Raw genomic sequence first — 17,500 nt, 5'->3', positions numbered from 1 at the left:
CTGACAACAGCAGGAGAGATCGCGTGCAAGGCAATGGTTCGGCAGGAACAGCGGCATCGGCGGGGCAGGTGCGGGAGCAGATTCTGATTGTGTTGCAGGCATGGGGCATGGCGCCGGACCTGGCCGCCATCACCGCGGGCCTGATGGCCGAGACGGATCTGCTGGGCATCGATTCGCACGGCATCTCGATGCTGCCCGCGTACGAGGACAAACTGCGCGCCGGCTCGCTCAAGCTCGATGCGCGCCCGCGCGTGGTGCGCGACGGCGGCGCCAGCGCGCTGCTCGACGGCATGGGCGGACTGGGCTATCCGGTATCGGCGCAGGCCATGAACCTGGCCGTCGACAAGGCGCTGGAGCATGGCGTGGGCGCCGTCTCGGTGTGCAATTCGCATCACTTCGGCGCGGCCGGCGTCTATGCGCGCATCGCCGTCGAGCGCGGCGTGGTCGGGCTGGTCACCAGCAGCGCCAACGGCGTCATCATGGTGCCCACGCGCGGCGCCATGCCCATGCTGGGCACCAACCCCATCGCCTTCGGCGCGCCGGCCGCGCACAACGAGCCGTTCGTGCTCGACATGGCCACCACCACCGTCGCGGCCAACAAGGTCAAGGTCTATGACTTCCTGGGCAAGCCGCTGCCGCCGGGCTGGGCGGTGGACGGACAGGGCGAGCCGGTCACCGCGGCCGACAGCGCCATGCAGTTCATCTTCAAGCATCCCGAGGGCGGGCTGACGCCGCTGGGCGGCACGCCGGCCATGAGCAGCCACAAGGGCTACGGCCTGGCGATGATGGCGCAGATCCTGGGCGGCACGCTCAGCGGCAGCGCGCTGGCGGCGCGCCGCAATGTCACGCGCCGCCCCGGCGAGCCCGATGACGTCGGCCACTTCTTCCTGGCGCTCAATCCCGACGCGTTCCGCGCCAGCGGCTCGTTCGAGTCTGACATGGACGACCTGATCGACACGCTGCACGACACGCCGCCCGCGCGGCCCGACGAGCCGGTGCTGGTGGCCGGCGAGCCCGAGGCCGCCGAGCGCGCGCGCCGCCGCGAACAGGGCATCCCGATCCCTACGGCACTGGCGACGCGCCTGCGCGAGATCTGCGCGCGCGCCGCGGTGCCTTATCTGCTGGACTGAGCGCTCCGTCCGGTCGCATGACGTTTTTCCCGCCGCGCGGGCCTGCCCGCGCGTTGATCCACCGACCCGGCCACCGGGCGGCAAGCATTAGAAAAACACCACAAGGAGACAACCATGCAACACAAGACATCGCCGGCGCGCCGCCGGCTGGGGCTGGCCGCGCTGGCATTGGGCGCGGCCGCGGCGGTCGCGCCGGGGCTGCTGCTGGCGCAGGACTGGCCGACGCGGCCGGTCAAGCTGATCGTGCCGTTCCCCGCGGGCGGCAGCACCGACGCGGTCGGACGCCTGCTGGCCGCCGAGCTGTCCAAGGAACTGGGCCAGAGCGTCGTGGTCGAGAACAAGGGCGGCGCCAACGGCAACATCGGTTCCGATGTGGTCGCCAAGGCCGAGCCCGACGGCTACACGCTGCTGCTGTCGGGCGTGGGCTCGAACGCCATCAGCTATTCGCTCTACCAGAGCATGCCGTACCGCGACAGCGACTTCGCCCACATCTCGCTGCTGGCCACCGGCCCCAATGTGCTGGTGGCCAACATGGAATTCCCGGCCACCAACTTCGCCGACTTCATCAAGCTGGTGCGCGCCAATCCGGGCAAGTACACCCACGCCAGCTCGGGCAACGGCTCGTCCGGCCATCTGGCCATGGAAATGCTCAAGCAGGCCGCCAAGCTCGACCTGGTGCACGTGCCCTACAAGGGCGGCGCGGCCGCCATCACCGACATGATCGGCGGCCGTGTCTCGGTGATGTTCCTGAACCAGGATTCGCTGCTGCCGCAGGTCAGGTCGGGCAAGCTGCGCGCCCTGGCGGTGGCCAGCGCCCAGCGCAACCCGGCCTATCCGGACACGCCCACGGTGGCGGAATCGGGCTATCCGGGGTTTGCCGCCGAGTCCTGGTTCGGCCTGTCGGCGCCGGCCAAGACCCCGCCCGCGGTCATCCAGCGCCTGAACCAGGCGACCGTCAAGGCCCTGGCTTCACCGGATATCCGGCAGAAGCTGGAAAGCGTAGGCTTCGTGGTGGTGGGCGACGACCCCAAGGCGTTCTCGGCCTTCGTCCAATCCGAAATCACCAAGTGGGGCGCGGCGGCCAAGGCCTCCGGCGCCCGCATGGACTAGCGTCCGGTATCAACTCCCCCCCGCGCGCCGGGCGGCGCCGGGGGTTCAATACGATGGGAAACCCGCAGCGATGACTTCACCCTTGCCCAACCGCTTTCGCCAACGCATCCTGGCGCGCGAGCGCCTGATCGGTTTCTGGATGTGCATGTCCAGCCACATCACCGCGGAAGTCGCGGGCCTGGCCGACTTCGACTGGCTGCTGCTGGACGGCGAGCATTCGCCCAACACCGTGCCGATGTTCCTGCAGCAGCTGCAGGCCCTGCAGGGCAGCGCCAGCGCCGCCATCGGCCGGCCGACCTGGAACGATCCGGTCGAGATCAAGCGCCTGCTCGATATCGGCTTCTACAACCTGCTGATCCCCTTCATCGAATCCGAGGACGACGCGCGCCGCGCCGTGGCCGCCACGCGCTATCCGCCGCAGGGCATCCGCGGCGTGGCCGGCATGCAGCGCAGCAACCGCTACGGCACCGTGCCGGATTACTTGAAGACCATCAACGACAACATCTGCGTGCTGCTGCAGATCGAGAGCCGCCCCGGCATCGAGGCGGTCGACGCGATCGCCTCGGTCGAGGGCGTGGATGGCGTCTTCATCGGCCCGTCGGACCTGGCCGCGGCCCTGGGCCACCTGGGCAATCCGGGCCACCCGGAAGTGCAGGAAGCGATTCGCCACCTGTACCAGCGCGTCAGCGCGCAGGGCAAGGCGGTGGGCATCCTGGCGCCGGTGCAGGCCGATGCGCGCCGCTACCTGGACATGGGCATGCACTTCGTCGCGGTCGGCACCGACCTGGGCGTGTTCAAGCAGGCCACCTTCGCCTTGCGCGAAGCCTTTCCCACCTGATCCTGCCTGATCGCGCGGCCGTCGCGTTCGCCACGGCCGCGCCTTGCCTTATTGCTCCAGCGCCAGCAGGTCGGCGACCGTCTGGCGGCGGCGGATCAGGCGCGCCTCGTTGCGGTCCAGCAGCACTTCGGCCGCCAGCGGCCGGGTGTTGTAGTTCGAGGACATCGACGCGCCATAGGCGCCGGCATTGTGGAACACCAGGAAGTCGCCGATGCGCGGCTGCGGCAGCGACTGATCCGAGACCACGCCGCCGGCGTCCTGCGTGAAGACGTCGCCCGATTCGCACAGCGGGCCGGCCACGGCGACGCGGGTCTCGGCCGTCGGCGGCGTGGCGCCGTCCGGCGCGTGCACCGAGATGCGGTGGTAGCTGCCGTACATAGCCGGGCGCATCAGGTCGTTGAAGCCGGCGTCCACCAGCGCGAAATCGCGCTCGGGGCGGCGGTTGATCGCGTGCACTTCGGCCACCAGCGCGCCGGCCTCGGCCACCAGGAAGCGGCCCGGTTCGATCTCCAGGCGCACCTCATGGCCGAGGCGCTGCTCGATGCGCTTGCGGGCCGCGTCCCATTGCTCGAAGTAGTGGTCGCAGTCGATGCGCGGCTCGCCCTCGCGATACGGAATCGACAGGCCGCCGCCGGCCGAAATGGCCTCGATGTCGTGGTCCAGCGACGCGACCACGTCGACCATCGCGTCGCACACGCTCGACAGGTGGCCGTAGTCCACGCCCGAGCCGATGTGCATGTGGATGCCGACCAGCTTCAGGCCGTAGCGGCGCACAATGCCGATGGCGGCCGCGACGTCGTCGATCCAGATGCCGTGCTTGCTTTGCGGGCCGCCGGTGTTGGTCTTGTTGCTGTGGCCGTGGCCGAAGCCCGGGTTGATGCGCAGCCACACCCGGTGCCCCGGCGCGTGCTGGCCAACGCGTTCGAGCATGTCGAGCGAGCCGGCATTGACGGTGATGCCGTGCTTGATGACGGTGGCCAGGGTGGCGTGGTCGATCAGGTCGGCCGTGAACACCACGCCGGCCGGCTCGCCCGCGGGCTCGAAGCCGGCGGCCAGGCTGCGTTCGATCTCGCCCAGCGACACCGCGTCCACCATCACGCCCTCGGCGCGCATCAGGCGCAGGATGTGCAGGTTGGAGCAGGCCTTCTGCGCGTAGCGGATGACATCGAATCGGCGCAGCTGGGCGATGCGCTCGCGGATGACGGCGGCATCGTAGACCCACAGCGGGGTGCCGTGCTCGGCGGCGAGTTGGGTGAGTTGGCGCGGATCGAAAGCCATTGCGGGGTGAACCTTGTAGCGGTGACGGGGTAGGGAATCAGGGCAGCATCATGCCTGCGCCGGGTCATCCAGTAAAATGCTTAGATTTTCCACATCGATTCATTCCTGATATGGGTTTGGCATGTTGACGCATCGGCACATCGAAGTCTTCCGCGCCCTCATGATCGCCGGCAGCGTGACCAAGGCCGCCGACCTGCTGTTCACCTCGCAGCCCACCGTCAGCCGCGAGCTGGCGCGCATGGAGCAGACCATCGGCTTCGCCCTGTTCGAGCGTGTGCGCGGCCGCCTGCGGCCCACCATGCCGGCGCTGGCGCTGTACGACGAGGTGCGGCAGTCATACGCCGGGCTGGAGCGCGTGGCGTCCACGGCGGCGCGCCTGCGCGCGTTCCAGGATGGGCAGCTGGCGGTGATCGCGCTGCCGGCGTTTTCCCATTCGCTGCTGCCGGGCGCCTTCCGGCGCTTCAGCCAGGACTACCCGGGCGTGAGCCTGGCGCTGGAGGCGCAGGAATCGCCGTTCCTGGAGGAATGGCTCACGGCCCAGCGCTATGACCTGGGCCTGACCGAGCACGAGCTGGAGCCGGCCGGCACCCGGCTGGAATTATTGCTGGAAGTGGACGAGGTCTGCGTGCTGCCCGACGGCCATCGCCTGCTGGCGCGGCCGGCGCTGGAACTGGCCGATTTCGCCGGCGAACCGTTCGTCAGCCTGTCGTCCAGCGATCCCTACCGGATCCAGATCGACGAGGCCTTCGCGGCCGAGGGCGTGCTGCGGCGCGCGATCATCGAGACGCCGACGGCGGTCTCGGTGTGCGCCTTCGTGCGCCAGGGGCTGGGCCTGGCCATCGTCAACCCGCTGACGGCGCTGGATTTCATCGGCCGCGGCCTGCATATCCGGCCATTGCGGCGGTCGTTCCCGTTCCGGGTCAACCTGGTGTTTCCGGAGCACCGGCCCAAGAATCCGCTGGTGGACGCCTTCACCGCGACCCTGCGCGACGAGGCCCAGCAGATCCGCGCCCGCCTCGCGGCCCGGCAGGACTGACGGGCGGATACAGTTGCCGTGGGCCACTGTCACTCGGCAGTGGCGTCATGGTCCATGGCCATGGCGGCAGGCAACGCCAGGCAACAAAAAAGGATGCCCGCGGGCATCCTTCTTCATTTGCCGTATTCATGACGCCCTGCAAGGCAGGGCGGCATAATGGCTTAGGCCAGCGCCTTGATGGCGGCAGCCAGGCGGCTCTTGTGGCGAGCGGCCTTGTTCTTGTGGATGATGTTCTTGTCAGCCACGCGATCGATCACGCTCGACGCCTTCTGGAACACTTCGCCAGCCGCAGCCTTGTCGCCGGCGGCGATGGATTGGCGAACGCGCTTGATGGCGGTGCGCAGCATCGAGCGCAGGCTGGAATTGTGCTTGTTGCGCTCAACGGATTGGCGAGCGCGCTTGCGGGCTTGGGCGGTATTGGCCATGTTGCTATGTAAGTTGAATTCGGCAAAGTCGAACATTTTAGCAAGTCCCCGGGGGATTGCAAGCTTTAAATGCCGTGTCTGCCGATGGAGCGCCCGTCAACCGGGCGGGGGGCGCTGCGAGGAAAGCCTCGGACTGCAGGGCCCGGGTAGCTTGACCCGGGCTTCAGACCGCGCGGGCATCGAAGGAATCAACGCCTGGTGGGCCCTGCTGCGCCTACTGGATAAAAACACCGTGCTGAGTATACAACGGAAGCGGCTTTTCGTTACAGCCCCGTGTCAGCGGGCGTGGTCAGGCCGCGACGTTGATCGAGACGAACCAGGGCGTATAGCGCCGCACGTGGATGGGCATCATGTCTTCGAGCGCGGTCAGCGCCGCGTCGGTGTCGTCGAGCGGGAAATGGCCGGACACCGGCAGGCCGCCGGCGGCCATGGAGACGCGCAGGGACCCGCTGCGATAGGGGCGCAGGGCGGCGATGATCTCGGCCAGCGGGCGGCCGCGGGCGTCGACCCAGCCCGATTCCCAGGCGGCCTCGGCCATGAGCTCGGCGCGCGGGGTGTCGATGCGCGAGGCGTCGAAGCGCGCTCCGGTGCCGGCCCGCACGATGCCGTGGGCGCCGGCCATGGTCTCCACCACCACCTCGTGCTCGTGCACCACGACCACCGTGCGCTGGGCCTGCTGGCGCACCATGTAGCGGGTGCCCAGGGCGCGCACGGTGCCCTCGGCGGTCTGCACCAGGAAGGGCCGGCGGGCGTCCGGCGCCACCGACACGGTGACGGCGCCGTCCAGCAGCCGCACCTGGCGGTAGGCGGGGGTGAAGTCCAGGTTGACGCGGCTGCGCGCGTCCAGCAGCAACTGGCTGCCGTCGGAAAGCTGGTAGCGGCGGCGCTCGCCGGTGGCCGTGGCGGCATCCGCCGCGACGTTGCTCAAGGGGTAGAAGGCATTGCCGACGTAAGCGGCGCAGGCGCCCGCGCTGGCGAGCGCGAGCGAACCCGTCAGGAAGCGCCGGCGCGGCGGCACGACGACGGGGGGCGTGACGGCAGGCGCGGGCGCCACCTGCGGTGGGGGCGGCGGCGAGGCGGTCGTGGCGTAACCGGCAGGATAGGCGTCGCCCAGCCGGCCAAAGCCTGAACCCGCCAGAGTGCCCGTCAATTGTTGCCAGGCATTCTCATGCAGGGGGTCGGCCGCGCGCCACGCCAGGAAATCGTTGTAGTCCTGCGCCGTCGCTTTACCGGAGCGTAGCAGCAGTAACCAATTGATGACTTGGTCCGCCATGGGTTGTCCTTGGGCGTACTTCACTTCAAGCTGCCGCCTGGGTAGCCAGGCGGGAATCCTTTCGATGGCAATTTGTAAATAATAAAGGTTTTTTACCAAAGATTACCGGCCGCTTGTCAATTCTTGACGAATCAAATGCAAAAAAAAGCCGGCGGGTAGCCGGCTTTTTGCGGAGATTGGGGTGCGAACCCCGGAAATTAGCGGGCGGACCGGCGTCCGAAGTCCCGGGGACGGAACCCAAACAGTAACAACATGCCGAAGTAGACGGCCGCGCTGGCCGCCAATACGCCCGTCAGCCAGAGCGCGCGATGGCCGGCATGGGCCTGCAGGGCGATCCAGTCAATACGACCATCTGCGTACACCAGCAGCGCGGCCAGGGCCGCCAGGGCCGGAACCAGGCGCAGGGCGAAGCGGCCCCAGCCGGCGCCGGGCCGGTAGACGCCGCGGCGGCGCAGGCCGATCAGCAGCGCCAGCGCGTTCAGGCAGGCGCCCAGGCCGATCGCCAGCGCCAGGCCGGCGTGGGCCATCAGCGGCACCAGCGCGACGTTCATCAGCTGGGTCAGGATCAACACGCCGATGGCGATCTTCACCGGGGTGCGGATGTCCTGCTTGGCGTAGAAGCCGGGCGCCAGGATCTTCACCGCCAGCAGGCCGATCAGGCCGGCCGAATAGGACATGACCGCCAGCCGGGTCTGCAGCACGTCCTGGGACGAGAACGCGCCGTAGTGGAACAGCGTGGCCACCAGGCCGTCCGACAGCAGCGCCATGCCCACCGCCGCGGGCAGGCCCAGCAGCAGCACCAGCCGCAGGCCCCAGTCGAGCAGGGCGCTGTAGCCGTCGTGGTCGTCGCGGGCGTGGGCCGCCGACAGGCTGGGCAGCAGCACGGTGCCCAGGGCCACGCCCAGCAGGGCGGTCGGGAATTCCATCAGGCGGTCGGCGAACGACAGCCAGGTGACGCTGCCGGGCGTGAGCCAGGTGGCGATGTTGGTGTTGATCAGCAGCGAGATCTGCGCCACCGACACGCCCAGCGTGGCCGGGGCCATCTGCTTGAGGATGCGCTGCACGGTGGGGTCGGCCCAGGCCTCGCGAAAGCGCAGCGAAAAGCGCGGCGTCATGCCCAGCCGCGCCAGCGCGACCCATTGCACCGCCAGTTGCGCCACGCCGCCGGCCATGACGCCGATGGCCAGCGCGTAGACCGGCACGTCCATGCGCGGCGCCAGCCACAGGCAGGCGGCGATCATGGCCAGGTTCAGCAGCACCGGCGTGAACGCCGGCACGGCGAAGCGGCGCCAGGTATTGAGCACGCCGGAGGCGAACGCGATCAGCGACATGCAGAAGATGTAGGGGAACATCATCCGCGTCATCCAGACGGCGGCGCCGAATTCGGTATCGCGGGCCGCGCCGCGCAGGCCGCTGGCCATGGCCGACACCACCCACGGCGCGGCGATGATGCCGATCAGCGTGACCGTCATCAGCGCCATGGTCAGCAGCAGCGCCACGCGGTCCAGCAGCGTGCGGACTTCGGCCTCGGAGCGGTTGTTGCGGGCATGGCCCAGGATCGGCACGAAGGCCTGGGCGAAGGCGCCCTCGGCGAACAGCCGCCGCAGCAGGTTGGGAATGCGGAAGGCGACCCAGAAGGCGTCGGTGATGGGGCCGGCGCCGAAAGCGCGCGCCACCAGGACGTCGCGGACCAGGCCGGAAATACGGGACAGCAGGGTCAGGCTGCTGACGGTGGCCGCGGAACGGAACAGGCTCATTGAGGTGACTGCAAAAGAAAAAAGCCCCCCGGGAAATTGGGGGGGCGTGGGGGCATTTTTATTTCGGGGGCATCCGGATGGCGCCATCCAGGCGGATCGTCTCGCCGTTCAGCATGTCATTGGTGATGATGCTCTGCACCAGCTTGGCGTAGTCCTCCGGGCGGCCCAGGCGGGCGGGGAAGGGGATGCTGGCGGCCAGCGAGTCCTGCACTTCCTGCGGCATGCCGAAGATCATCGGGGTGCCGAAGATGCCGGGGGCGATGGTCATGCAGCGGATGCCGGTCTTGGCCAGGTCGCGGGCGATCGGCAGGGTCATGCCGGCCACGCCGGCCTTGGAGGCGGCGTAGGCCGCCTGGCCGATCTGGCCGTCGAACGCGGCGACCGAGGCCGTGTTGATCATCACGCCGCGCTCGCCGGTGGGCTCGGGCGTGTTGCCGCTCATGGCCTCGGCGGCCAGGCGCATCATGTTGAAGCTGCCGATCAGGTTGATCGACACGACCTTCTGGAACAGGTCCAGCGGGTGCGCGCCGTTCTTGCCGACGATCTTGGCGGCGGGCGCCACGCCGGCGCAGTTGACCAGGCCGAACAGGGCGCCCAGTTCCTTGGCCGCGGCGACGGCGCGCTGGCCGTCGGCCTCTTGCGTCACGTCGCAGTGCACGTAGCGCTGGCCCAGTTCCTTGGCCAGTTCCTCGCCAGGGCCGTCCTGCAGGTCGGCGATGACGACCTTGGCGCCGTTGGCCACCAGCATGCGCACGGTGCCGGCGCCCAGGCCGGATGCGCCACCGGTAACGATGAATACCTTGTTCGCGATTTCCATGTCTCTACCACCAGATCAATTCAAGGGATGAAAGCGGCGCGGCGGGCGCCGGATGCGACAAGGCCTTCGGGCCGGGGCCGGGACGCATCGCGTCCGGCCGGCGCCGAAGGCCTGGAGCCATCGAAGCGCCCGGTCAGTTCTTGACCGCGTCGAACAGGCGCGACTTGATTTCCTCGACCGCGCCGACGCCGGAGATCTTGCGATACTTCGGCGCGTCGGCGGGGCTTTGCTGGGCCCACGTCGAGTAATAGTCGACCAGCGGACGGGTCTGCTGGCGGTACACGTTCAGGCGGTTGCGGACGGTGTCCTCGCGATCGTCGTCGCGCTGGATCAGGTCTTCGCCGGTGACGTCGTCCTTGCCTTCGACCTTGGGCGGGTTGAAGCGCACGTGGTAGCTGCGGCCGCTGGGCTGGTGCACGCGGCGGCCGCTCATGCGTTCGATGATGTCTTCTTCGGGGACTTCGATTTCCACCACGTAGTCCAGCTTGACGCCGGCGCTCTTGAGCGCGTCGGCTTGCGGGATGGTGCGCGGGAAGCCGTCGAACAGGTAGCCGTTGGCGCAGTCGGGCTGCTTCAGGCGGTCCTGGACCAGGCCGATGATGATCTCATCCGAGACCAGGCCGCCGGCATCCATGACCTTCTTGGCTTCGATGCCCAGGGGCGTGCCGGCCTTGACCGCGGCGCGCAGCATGTCGCCCGTGGAAATCTGGGGAATGCCGAAATGCTGGGTGAGAAACGCGGCCTGAGTGCCTTTGCCGGCGCCGGGAGGTCCGAGCAAGATGAGACGCATGAGTGCTCCTGAATGGGGTTTAATTTTTGTGATCCGAGCGATTATGCCGCAACGCAGCAGCCTCTGCGGGGCCGCGCCATGCGAAATAACCCTTATATCTGTTTGCTATAGATCAAGCGAACGCGTTCCAGGTCGGCGGGGGTATCTACGCCGGCGGCCGGAGGGTGCGACGCCCGATGGACGACGATGACGTGGCCGTGCTCCATCGCGCGCAGCTGTTCCAGCGACTCGAACCGTTCCAGCGCGCCTTGCGGCAGGGTCGGGTAGCGGCGCAGGAACGACACGCGGTAGGCGTACAGGCCGATGTGGTGCCAGGCGGGCAGGCCCTCGGCCAGCACGCGCTCGCCGCCGGCCAGCGCGTCGCGCGCCCACGGGATCGGCGCGCGCGAGAAATACAGCGCGCGGCCGTCGACGGCGCAGACCAGCTTGACCACATTGGGATTGAACAGCGCCTGGGCGTCGGCCAGCGGACAGGCGCAGGTGGCGATGTCCGCCTCCGGGCTGTCGGCCAGGCGGGCGGCCACGGCGTCGATGAGTTCGGGTTCGATCAGCGGCTCGTCGCCCTGCACGTTGACGACGATGGCGTCGTCGGGCAGGCCCAGCTGTTCCACGGCCTCGGCCAGGCGGTCGGTGCCGGTGGGATGGTCGCCGCGCGTCATCAGGGCGCGCAGGCCGTGGGCCCGGGCGGCGTCCTGGACGCGCGCGTCATCCGTGGCGATGTAGACCTGCGCGGCGCCCGATTGCGCCGCGCGCTCGGCCGTGCGCACCACCATCGGCTTGCCGGCGATGTCGGCGAGCGGCTTGTCGGGCAGGCGGGTCGAGGCGGTCCGCGCCGGGATCAGGGCGATGAAGCTCACGATGCGGGCGGGTCAGGAAGAAACGGGGGCGTCGTCCAGCGAGCGCGCTTCCGATTCAAGCATGACGGGAATGCCGTCGCGCAGCGGGAACGCCAGGCGGTCGGCGCGGCAGACCAGTTCGGCCTGGGTCCGGTCGTGTTCGAGGCGGCCCTTGCACAGGGGGCAGACGAGGATGTCGAGAAGGCGGGATTCCATGACCGGGATTCTAAAACAGTTTGGGCGCGCGCAGCCCGCGATCGGCCGCCCGGCGCGCGGCGCGAGGCGGTGAACGGGGCCGCCGGATGGGTGGTTCTGTTAATTATTGTCATGTTTTGACGCTCGCGCTAGAAATTCCGGGACGGATGGTGGCTATGATCCGTCGCGACGTGAGGAAAGAGGAAAAACAGAACAATGGATGCCAACACCCTTCGCATCGGGCTGATGCTCATCATCCTGGTCTGGTCGGTCATCAGCGCCATCACCTACATGGCGCGCCGCAGTGACAACAAGGGCGCGCTGCGCGAACTCAAGCAGGAAGGCCAGCCGCTGCGGCGGCTGAGCGCGGAGGAACAGGCGCTGGTGCAGCCGTTCCTGGTGCGGCCCGCCAAGCCGACCCAACGCGTCGCGCTCCTGAATGACGGTGTGTTCCCGCTGCGCGGCGCCTTCGTGCGCCACGGGCTGGAATCGGGCCATGGCGCGGCCACCATGCACGACACGCTGGGCGGCGTCGACGTGGTGCTGCCCTACGATGCGCGCGACTATCTGCGCGAGGACAACCAGGCCGAAGTGGTGATGACGGAGAAATTCGCCATCGTGGTGGCGCTGAACGGCGAATTCGACCTGGCCGGCGGCCGCGAGCGCGAGGCGCGCCGGCAGAAGCAGAACCAGCAATGGTCCAGCGGCAAGCTGGGCGAGATGCAGAACGTGGTCGACGCCGACGCGGCCGCCGCGCAGGACGCCGGCAATGCGTCCGATGCCCACGCCGAACGCGAGTTCGCCGACGCCATGCGGGTCGAGATCCTGAGCCAGCGCGAGGAAACGCCCGCCGAGATCGCCTGGCGCCGTCCGTCCGGCATCGCCTTCTGGCCCGCCCTGCTGTGGCTGGCGGCCTTCGTCTGCCTGGGCGTGGCCGCGGCGGGCGGCGGCCTGGCGTGGCTGGCCTCGGCCGCCGCGCCGGCGCTGCTGGCCGTCTGGCTGACCTGGCGCCGGCGGCCGCTGGGCGCGGCGCAGAAGGTGAACCGGGTGCGGGGCGAATTGAACGCGATCGTGCTGACCAATCCGGCCAACGCGCAGGCGGTGTCGACCCAGCTGTTCCTGGGCGACAAGCTGCCGGTGACGCTGCCCGACCATTGGCGCGCCAACCTGGAGCTGCCGGACGACGGCCGCGTCGACGTGGACCTGCGGGTGGAAGACTACGCCGTGCTGCGCCTGGGCAACCGCTTTTCGGTGGACGAGGAGCAGCGCCTGTTTCCGAGCGTGGCCTGGGGTCGCCACGTGACGCTGGCGCTGGCCGGCCTGATCGCCGGCGTGGCGCTGGGCCTGATCGATGGCGCCGACCTGCGCGGCGACATCGCGCTTGCGTCGGCCTGGGCGCGCGGCGCGCAGCCGCGCGTCTACGACTCGGCCGCGGCGCTGGTCCAGGATCCGCCCGCGCCCGGCGACCTGGTGTCCTTGAAGGGCGCGGGCCGCTGCCAGTTCCAGCCGGACGCGTACCGCCAGGGCGAGGTGCGCTTCGATTGCGAGCGCATCCGCTGGCAGGGCGAGGCGATCCGCGCCGACGAACTGCGCGTGGCGCCGGCCGCGCTGCAACTGTATTCGGGCGCTTTTCTGAAGACCCGGCCCAACCCGATGATGGACATGCTGGTCCGCAATCAGGTCTACGGCAGCCTGGCCGGCAATCCGCTGGCCGCCTACAACGCCCGCAACGTGTCGGCCGTGACGGTGAGCCGCGTGACCGATCTGGTGCTGACCATCGAGCTGGCGTGCGAGAGCGCCACCGGCCAGGCCATCGCCGAGTGCGATCGCCTCAAGGCCGAGACCGTCGACAGCCTGATGCTGGCGCGCGACGAACCCGACAACTGGCTGGCGCTGTTGCAGCTGGCGCAGGGCGGCGCCTTCAAGCAGCGGGGCAATGCCGACGAGGGCGTCATCATCACGCGCGCCGCCAACCAGCTGCGCGGCCTGGCCAAGAGCAGCATGGAGCCGCAGCTGCGCGAGGTGTTGGCGCGCGCCGGCAACGACCTGATGGCGCGTCAGCGCGGCGGCGTCGTCCTGCAGGTGTGGCCCGGCCGTTATGCCGATCTGTCGTCCTTGATGGCGCGCGAGGAAATGCCGGACATGCTGCAGTCCTGGAGCCGCCAGGTCGCGATGCTGGCGGCCGATGGCGCCCAGCCGTTCCAGGCCGCGGGCGTGGTCACGGCGGTCGAGCGCGAGGCCTCGGGCGACACGGTCGTGGACGTCGATGCGCGCCGTTCGCTGGACGATCCGTGGCCTTCGCTGGCGCGCGTGATCTGGCTGGCGGCGGCGCTGTTGCTGGTGATCGTGCACGGCGTCCTGGCGGCGCTGCGGCTGCGCGCGGCGGCGGCGCGCAAGCGCGGCCTGGCGGAGTACGCCCGGCGTCCGGTCGCGGCGCGTCCGGCGTTCTTCTAGGCCGGTTGGCGCGGGGCGCGCTGGCGCAATGCCTGCGCCAGCCAGTCGAACAGTTGCGGGTCGGAAAAGCCGGCCCGCACCGGCACTTCCCACAGGCGCGCGTCGTGCAAGGCGGCGCATTTGATCGCGTCCTTGGACGTGACCAGGATGATGGGCGCGGCCAATTCCTGGAACGGTGAACGCGCGTAGTCGTGGTGGTCGGGCAGGGGCAGGGTGGCCGCCAGCGCGATGCCCTGGGCCCGCAGCGTGGCGAAGAAGCGTTCCGGGTTGCCGATGCCGGCGGCCGCGGCCACGTCCGGCTGGCCGGCGAAGGCCGCCAGCGGCCGGCGCGCGCCGCCCTCGATCTGGCGGGCGTCATCGGGTTCCAGCCACATGGCGACCTGGCGCGGCCGCGCGTCGGCTGGCGGCGCCGCGCGGCCGTCGGGCACGCCGATGTTGGTGATCACCGCATCCACCTCGCGCAGTCGGCTGGCCGGCTCGCGCAGGGGGCCGGCGGGCAGCAGCCGGCCATTGCCGATGCCGCGCGGGTCCTGCACCACGATTTCCACGTCGCGTGCCAGCGCCAGGTGTTGCAGGCCGTCATCGGACACGATCACATCGACACGCGGATGCGCGGCCAGCAGCGCCTGGGCGGCCAGCGCGCGGCGCGGGTGCACCGACACCGGGGCGCCGGTGGCGCGCGCGATCAGCGCCGGCTCGTCGCCGAATTGCGCCGCTTCAAGTTCCCCCTGGCCGACGCGCGGCTGCGGTCCCAGCTTCACGCCGTAGCCGCGGCTGACCACGCCCGGCGTGTAGCCGCGGGCGCGCAGCGCCTGGACCGTGGCGATGACCATTGGCGTCTTGCCGGTGCCGCCGACGAAGATGTTGCCGATCACCACCACCGGCACCGGCGCCCGGTAGGCCGTGGCGCGGCCGTCGCGATAGCGCGCGCGCTTGCGCGCCACCACGCGCGCGGTCAGCGCGGACAGGGGGCGCAGCAGGGTGGAGAGCCAGCCGCCGTGCTGCCATTGGCGCGCAAGCAGCGAGGCCTTGGGGCGGGACGCGCTCACCGGGTGGTCTGGGCGGCGAAGTTGACGCGGCCGATGCCGGCCAGGCGGGCCGCTTCCATCACGTTGATCACGGACTGGTGGGTGGCCTGGGCGTCGGCGTTGATGACCACCAGCGGTTCGGTCTTGCCGGCGGCGGCCTGGCGCAGCACGTCGGCGATCTCGGGCGGCGTGGAGACGTCGATCAGGGTGCCGTTCAGGGCATAGCGCCCGTCCTGGCTGATCGCCACTTCCAGCGCCGGCGGGGTTTCCTGTTCGGCGGAGGCCTGCGGCAGCGTGACCTTTAGCTGCGTGAAGCGGGCGAACGAGGTGGTCGCCGCCAGGAAGATGAGGATGACCAGCAGGACGTCGATGAGCGGAATCAGGTTGATGTCCAGCTCGTCGCGGTCGCCCCGGGAGCCCCGGAAATTCATGGACGGTCCTCGCGCGGGGCGGGCGCGTGCGACACGGCGCGCGCCAGCCGCGCGGCCGACAGCTCCATCGCGTTCAGGTAGCCGTCGACGCGGCCGCGCAGATAGCGGTGCGCGATCATGGCGGGGATGGCGATGAGGATGCCGAAGCCGGTGTTGTACAGCGCGATCGAGATGCCGCGCGCCAGCTGGGCGGGGTCGCCGCCGCCGGGCGTGTACGAGCCGAAGATCTCGATCATGCCGACCACGGTGCCGAACAGGCCCATCAGCGGCGCGACCACCGCGATGGTGCCGATGGCGGGGATGTAGCGGCTCAGGTCATGGGCCACGGCGCGGCCGGTGTCCTCGACCACGCTGCGCAATTCCTCGCGCGGCAGGTGGCGGTGGCGCATGACCTCGGCCAGCACGCGGCCGAGGGGGGAATTGCGTTCCAGGCGGCTCAGCGATTCGGGCGAATCCTGGCGGTTGCGCAGCATCTCGGCCACTTGTTCGTTCAGGCCACGCGGCATGACCTGGCTGCGGCGCAGCGACAGGAAGCGCTCGAAGATCAGCGCAAGACCCAGCACGGACGTCGCCAGCAGGGGCCAGATCGGCCAGCCGGCCTCGCGCAAGATGGAAAGCAAAGCGGTCAACTCCAGGTGCACCGGGGGGCGGGGGAGGGCCACGCACCGGCATCTGATCAAGCCGAAACTGTAACGGCGCGGCGGGGATGTGGCAAGGGCGGCCGGCCGCCAAAACTATCCACAGAATTTGTGGATAATTCTGTGCAAAACTTCGCCGGAACGCTTGCGGGCACAGGGCTTGCGCTTGTTTGCTTCAAATTCGAGCAGCCGTGTATGGTCGGAAATTCCATAAAAATCATGTTCTTAGGTCGAATTTGCTAGCTTTCGGGCCAGCCGCGGCAAAAATGCCCGGACGCGGTATCATGGCGGCCCGCTACGTATGCCCTGTGGACAGGTACGCATCGGAAAGCCTTATGACAATTGAACTTGCAGTCACAAACAACGTATTTGCGCGGGATATCCTGACAGTTGCCCAGCTGAACCAAGCGGTGGGGCAGTTGTTGGAGCGCAGCATCCCGGCACTGTGGGTTCGCGGCGAGGTTTCCAACTTCACGCAGGCGGCTTCCGGGCATTGGTACTTCACGCTCAAGGACAGCCGCGCCGCCGTGCGCGCCGTCATGTTCCGGGGCCGCGCCAGCGCGGTCGGCTTCGTGCCGCGCGCGGGCGACCAGGTCGAAATCAGGGTCAGGGTGTCGCTGTACGAACCGCGCGGCGACTACCAGCTGCAGGTCGACGCCATGCGCCGCGCCGGCCTGGGCAATCTGTACGAAGCCTTCCTGCGCCTGAAAGAGCAGTTGAACGCGGAAGGCCTGTTCGATCCGGCGCGCAAGCGCGAACCGGCGCCGATGCCGCGCGCCATCGGCGTGATCACCTCGCTGCATGCCGCCGCGCTGCGCGACGTGCTGTCGGCGCTGGCGCGGCGCGCGCCGCAGGTGCCGGTCATCATCTATCCGGCGCCGGTGCAGGGCGCCGACGCGGCCGGCCGGCTGGCCGCGCAGGTCCGCCTGGCGAACGGCCGTGGCGAGGTCGATACGCTGCTGCTGGTGCGCGGCGGCGGCAGCATCGAGGACCTCTGGAGCTTCAACGACGAAGCCCTGGCCCGCGAGATCGACGCCAGCGCCATCACCACCATCAGCGGCGTCGGCCATGAAACCGACTTCACCATCGCCGACTTCGTCGCCGACGTGCGCGCGCCCACGCCGACCGCGGCCGCCGAGCTGGCCTGCGTGCCGCGCTCGGAACTGCTGGGCCGCGTCATGTACGCGGCCGAGACCCTGGTGCGCGGCCAGCAGCGCCGCCTGGAACGCGCGGCGCAGCGGCTGGATCGCGCCGCCGCGCAACTGGTGTCGCCGGCCCAGCGCCTGGAGCACCAGCGCGAGCGCCTGAACAGCCTGAGTTACCGGCTGGCCTCGGCCTGGACCGGTCCGCAGGCCCGGCGCGGCGCCCGCGTCAATCTGCTGGCGCAGCGCCTGGCGCACCGCGTGCCCGACACCCGCCGCGGCGCCGAGCGCCTGGCCGCCGTCTCGCGCCAGCTGACGCAGG

Annotated in this window: 17 protein-coding genes; 6 read left to right on the top strand and 11 right to left on the bottom strand. The window is 69.5% G+C overall.

Features of this window, described 5'->3' with window-relative positions; all coding sequences use genetic code 11:
• Window positions 1–23 precede the first annotated feature (23 nt).
• The 3 genes from H0523_RS16875 to garL all read left to right on the top strand — a co-directional run bounded on the left by H0523_RS16875 (window position 24) and on the right by garL (window position 3,078).
• Window positions 24–1,130 (top strand): Ldh family oxidoreductase, encoded by a 1,107-nt coding sequence (locus H0523_RS16875; protein WP_054430133.1) that lies wholly within the window; start codon window positions 24–26, stop codon window positions 1,128–1,130.
• Window positions 1,131–1,244: 114 nt separating this feature from the next.
• Window positions 1,245–2,240 carry a Bug family tripartite tricarboxylate transporter substrate binding protein gene (locus H0523_RS16870; RefSeq protein ID WP_054430129.1) on the top strand — a complete coding sequence of 332 codons (996 nt, stop codon included), beginning with the start codon at window positions 1,245–1,247 and terminating at the stop codon, window positions 2,238–2,240.
• A 70-nt stretch (window positions 2,241–2,310) separates the two neighbouring features.
• A complete protein-coding gene (garL, locus tag H0523_RS16865) occupies window positions 2,311–3,078 on the top strand; it encodes a 2-dehydro-3-deoxyglucarate aldolase (protein WP_054430127.1) in 768 nt (255 codons plus the stop codon).
• 48 nt (window positions 3,079–3,126) lie between these two features.
• Here the strand turns inward: garL and lysA are convergent, their stop codons facing one another.
• Window positions 3,127–4,356, bottom strand: a complete 1,230-nt coding sequence (gene lysA, locus H0523_RS16860) for a diaminopimelate decarboxylase (protein WP_054430125.1) — start codon at window positions 4,354–4,356, stop codon at window positions 3,127–3,129.
• A gap of 121 nt (window positions 4,357–4,477) precedes the next feature.
• Between lysA and H0523_RS16855 the strand changes: the two genes are divergently transcribed.
• Entirely contained in the window at window positions 4,478–5,392 is a 915-nt protein-coding gene (locus tag H0523_RS16855; RefSeq protein ID WP_054430123.1) for a LysR family transcriptional regulator, read from the top strand.
• Between the two features lie 161 nt (window positions 5,393–5,553).
• On the opposite strand, the gene rpsT is transcribed toward H0523_RS16855, so the two are convergent.
• From rpsT to H0523_RS16820, 7 genes are all read right to left on the bottom strand, one after another.
• Window positions 5,554–5,817, bottom strand: a complete 264-nt coding sequence (rpsT, locus tag H0523_RS16850) for a 30S ribosomal protein S20 (protein ID WP_006396042.1) — start codon at window positions 5,815–5,817, stop codon at window positions 5,554–5,556.
• 289 nt (window positions 5,818–6,106) lie between these two features.
• The gene (locus tag H0523_RS16845) at window positions 6,107–7,090 is read right to left on the bottom strand and encodes a FecR family protein (protein ID WP_054430121.1); all 984 of its coding nucleotides are present in this window, start codon (window positions 7,088–7,090) and stop codon (window positions 6,107–6,109) included.
• Window positions 7,091–7,287: 197 nt separating this feature from the next.
• Complete coding sequence (gene murJ / locus H0523_RS16840) at window positions 7,288–8,847, bottom strand: murein biosynthesis integral membrane protein MurJ (RefSeq protein ID WP_054430119.1); 1,560 nt, start codon at window positions 8,845–8,847, stop codon at window positions 7,288–7,290.
• A gap of 58 nt (window positions 8,848–8,905) precedes the next feature.
• A complete protein-coding gene (locus H0523_RS16835) occupies window positions 8,906–9,664 on the bottom strand; it encodes a 3-hydroxyacyl-CoA dehydrogenase (protein ID WP_054430117.1) in 759 nt (252 codons plus the stop codon).
• 133 nt (window positions 9,665–9,797) lie between these two features.
• Window positions 9,798–10,454, bottom strand: coding sequence for an adenylate kinase (adk, locus tag H0523_RS16830; protein ID WP_054430114.1), 657 nt, complete (start codon window positions 10,452–10,454; stop codon window positions 9,798–9,800).
• 92 nt (window positions 10,455–10,546) lie between these two features.
• Window positions 10,547–11,311, bottom strand: coding sequence for a 3-deoxy-manno-octulosonate cytidylyltransferase (kdsB, locus tag H0523_RS16825; protein WP_054430112.1), 765 nt, complete (start codon window positions 11,309–11,311; stop codon window positions 10,547–10,549).
• A 12-nt stretch (window positions 11,312–11,323) separates the two neighbouring features.
• Window positions 11,324–11,506 carry a Trm112 family protein gene (locus tag H0523_RS16820; RefSeq protein ID WP_006396036.1) on the bottom strand — a complete coding sequence of 61 codons (183 nt, stop codon included), beginning with the start codon at window positions 11,504–11,506 and terminating at the stop codon, window positions 11,324–11,326.
• A gap of 195 nt (window positions 11,507–11,701) precedes the next feature.
• Between H0523_RS16820 and H0523_RS16815 the strand changes: the two genes are divergently transcribed.
• The gene (locus H0523_RS16815) at window positions 11,702–13,939 is read left to right on the top strand and encodes an IgaA/UmoB family intracellular growth attenuator (protein ID WP_054430110.1); all 2,238 of its coding nucleotides are present in this window, start codon (window positions 11,702–11,704) and stop codon (window positions 13,937–13,939) included.
• On the opposite strand, the gene lpxK is transcribed toward H0523_RS16815, so the two are convergent.
• From lpxK to H0523_RS16800, 3 genes are read right to left on the bottom strand one after another with little or no spacing between them, the layout of a single operon-like run.
• On the bottom strand, window positions 13,936–14,988 hold the full coding sequence (lpxK, locus tag H0523_RS16810) for a tetraacyldisaccharide 4'-kinase (RefSeq protein ID WP_054430108.1): 1,053 nt from the start codon (window positions 14,986–14,988) through the stop codon (window positions 13,936–13,938). The genes H0523_RS16815 and lpxK overlap by 4 nt on opposite strands.
• On the bottom strand, window positions 14,985–15,398 hold the full coding sequence (locus H0523_RS16805) for an ExbD/TolR family protein (RefSeq protein ID WP_054430107.1): 414 nt from the start codon (window positions 15,396–15,398) through the stop codon (window positions 14,985–14,987). The genes lpxK and H0523_RS16805 overlap by 4 nt, the downstream gene beginning before the upstream one ends.
• On the bottom strand, window positions 15,395–16,018 hold the full coding sequence (locus tag H0523_RS16800) for a MotA/TolQ/ExbB proton channel family protein (RefSeq protein ID WP_054430105.1): 624 nt from the start codon (window positions 16,016–16,018) through the stop codon (window positions 15,395–15,397). Before H0523_RS16800 ends, H0523_RS16805 begins: the two co-directional genes overlap by 4 nt.
• A gap of 353 nt (window positions 16,019–16,371) precedes the next feature.
• Here H0523_RS16800 and xseA point away from each other — a divergent pair.
• The coding region (gene xseA, locus H0523_RS16795; RefSeq protein ID WP_180180097.1) for an exodeoxyribonuclease VII large subunit at window positions 16,372–17,500 on the top strand (1,129 nt) is incomplete at its 3' end.

It is taken from the genome of Achromobacter insuavis (genome assembly GCF_902859645.1).
GTDB classification, from domain to species: domain Bacteria; phylum Pseudomonadota; class Gammaproteobacteria; order Burkholderiales; family Burkholderiaceae_B; genus Achromobacter; species Achromobacter insuavis.
Note: the sequence above shows the minus strand (reverse complement) of the source record. Positions and strands in the feature narration are given on the sequence as shown.

Coding starts and splice junctions, on each gene's coding strand:
- H0523_RS16855 (WP_054430123.1), top strand. CDS start 4,478: ATGTTGACGCATCGGCACATCGAAGTCTTCCGCGCCCTCATGATCGCC.
- H0523_RS16805 (WP_054430107.1), bottom strand. CDS start 15,398: ATGAATTTCCGGGGCTCCCGGGGCGACCGCGACGAGCTGGACATCAAC.
- murJ (WP_054430119.1), bottom strand. CDS start 8,847: ATGAGCCTGTTCCGTTCCGCGGCCACCGTCAGCAGCCTGACCCTGCTG.
- garL (WP_054430127.1), top strand. CDS start 2,311: ATGACTTCACCCTTGCCCAACCGCTTTCGCCAACGCATCCTGGCGCGC.
- H0523_RS16845 (WP_054430121.1), bottom strand. CDS start 7,090: ATGGCGGACCAAGTCATCAATTGGTTACTGCTGCTACGCTCCGGTAAA.
- lysA (WP_054430125.1), bottom strand. CDS start 4,356: ATGGCTTTCGATCCGCGCCAACTCACCCAACTCGCCGCCGAGCACGGC.
- H0523_RS16820 (WP_006396036.1), bottom strand. CDS start 11,506: ATGGAATCCCGCCTTCTCGACATCCTCGTCTGCCCCCTGTGCAAGGGC.
- H0523_RS16870 (WP_054430129.1), top strand. CDS start 1,245: ATGCAACACAAGACATCGCCGGCGCGCCGCCGGCTGGGGCTGGCCGCG.
- adk (WP_054430114.1), bottom strand. CDS start 10,454: ATGCGTCTCATCTTGCTCGGACCTCCCGGCGCCGGCAAAGGCACTCAG.
- rpsT (WP_006396042.1), bottom strand. CDS start 5,817: ATGGCCAATACCGCCCAAGCCCGCAAGCGCGCTCGCCAATCCGTTGAG.
- H0523_RS16835 (WP_054430117.1), bottom strand. CDS start 9,664: ATGGAAATCGCGAACAAGGTATTCATCGTTACCGGTGGCGCATCCGGC.
- H0523_RS16815 (WP_054430110.1), top strand. CDS start 11,702: ATGGATGCCAACACCCTTCGCATCGGGCTGATGCTCATCATCCTGGTC.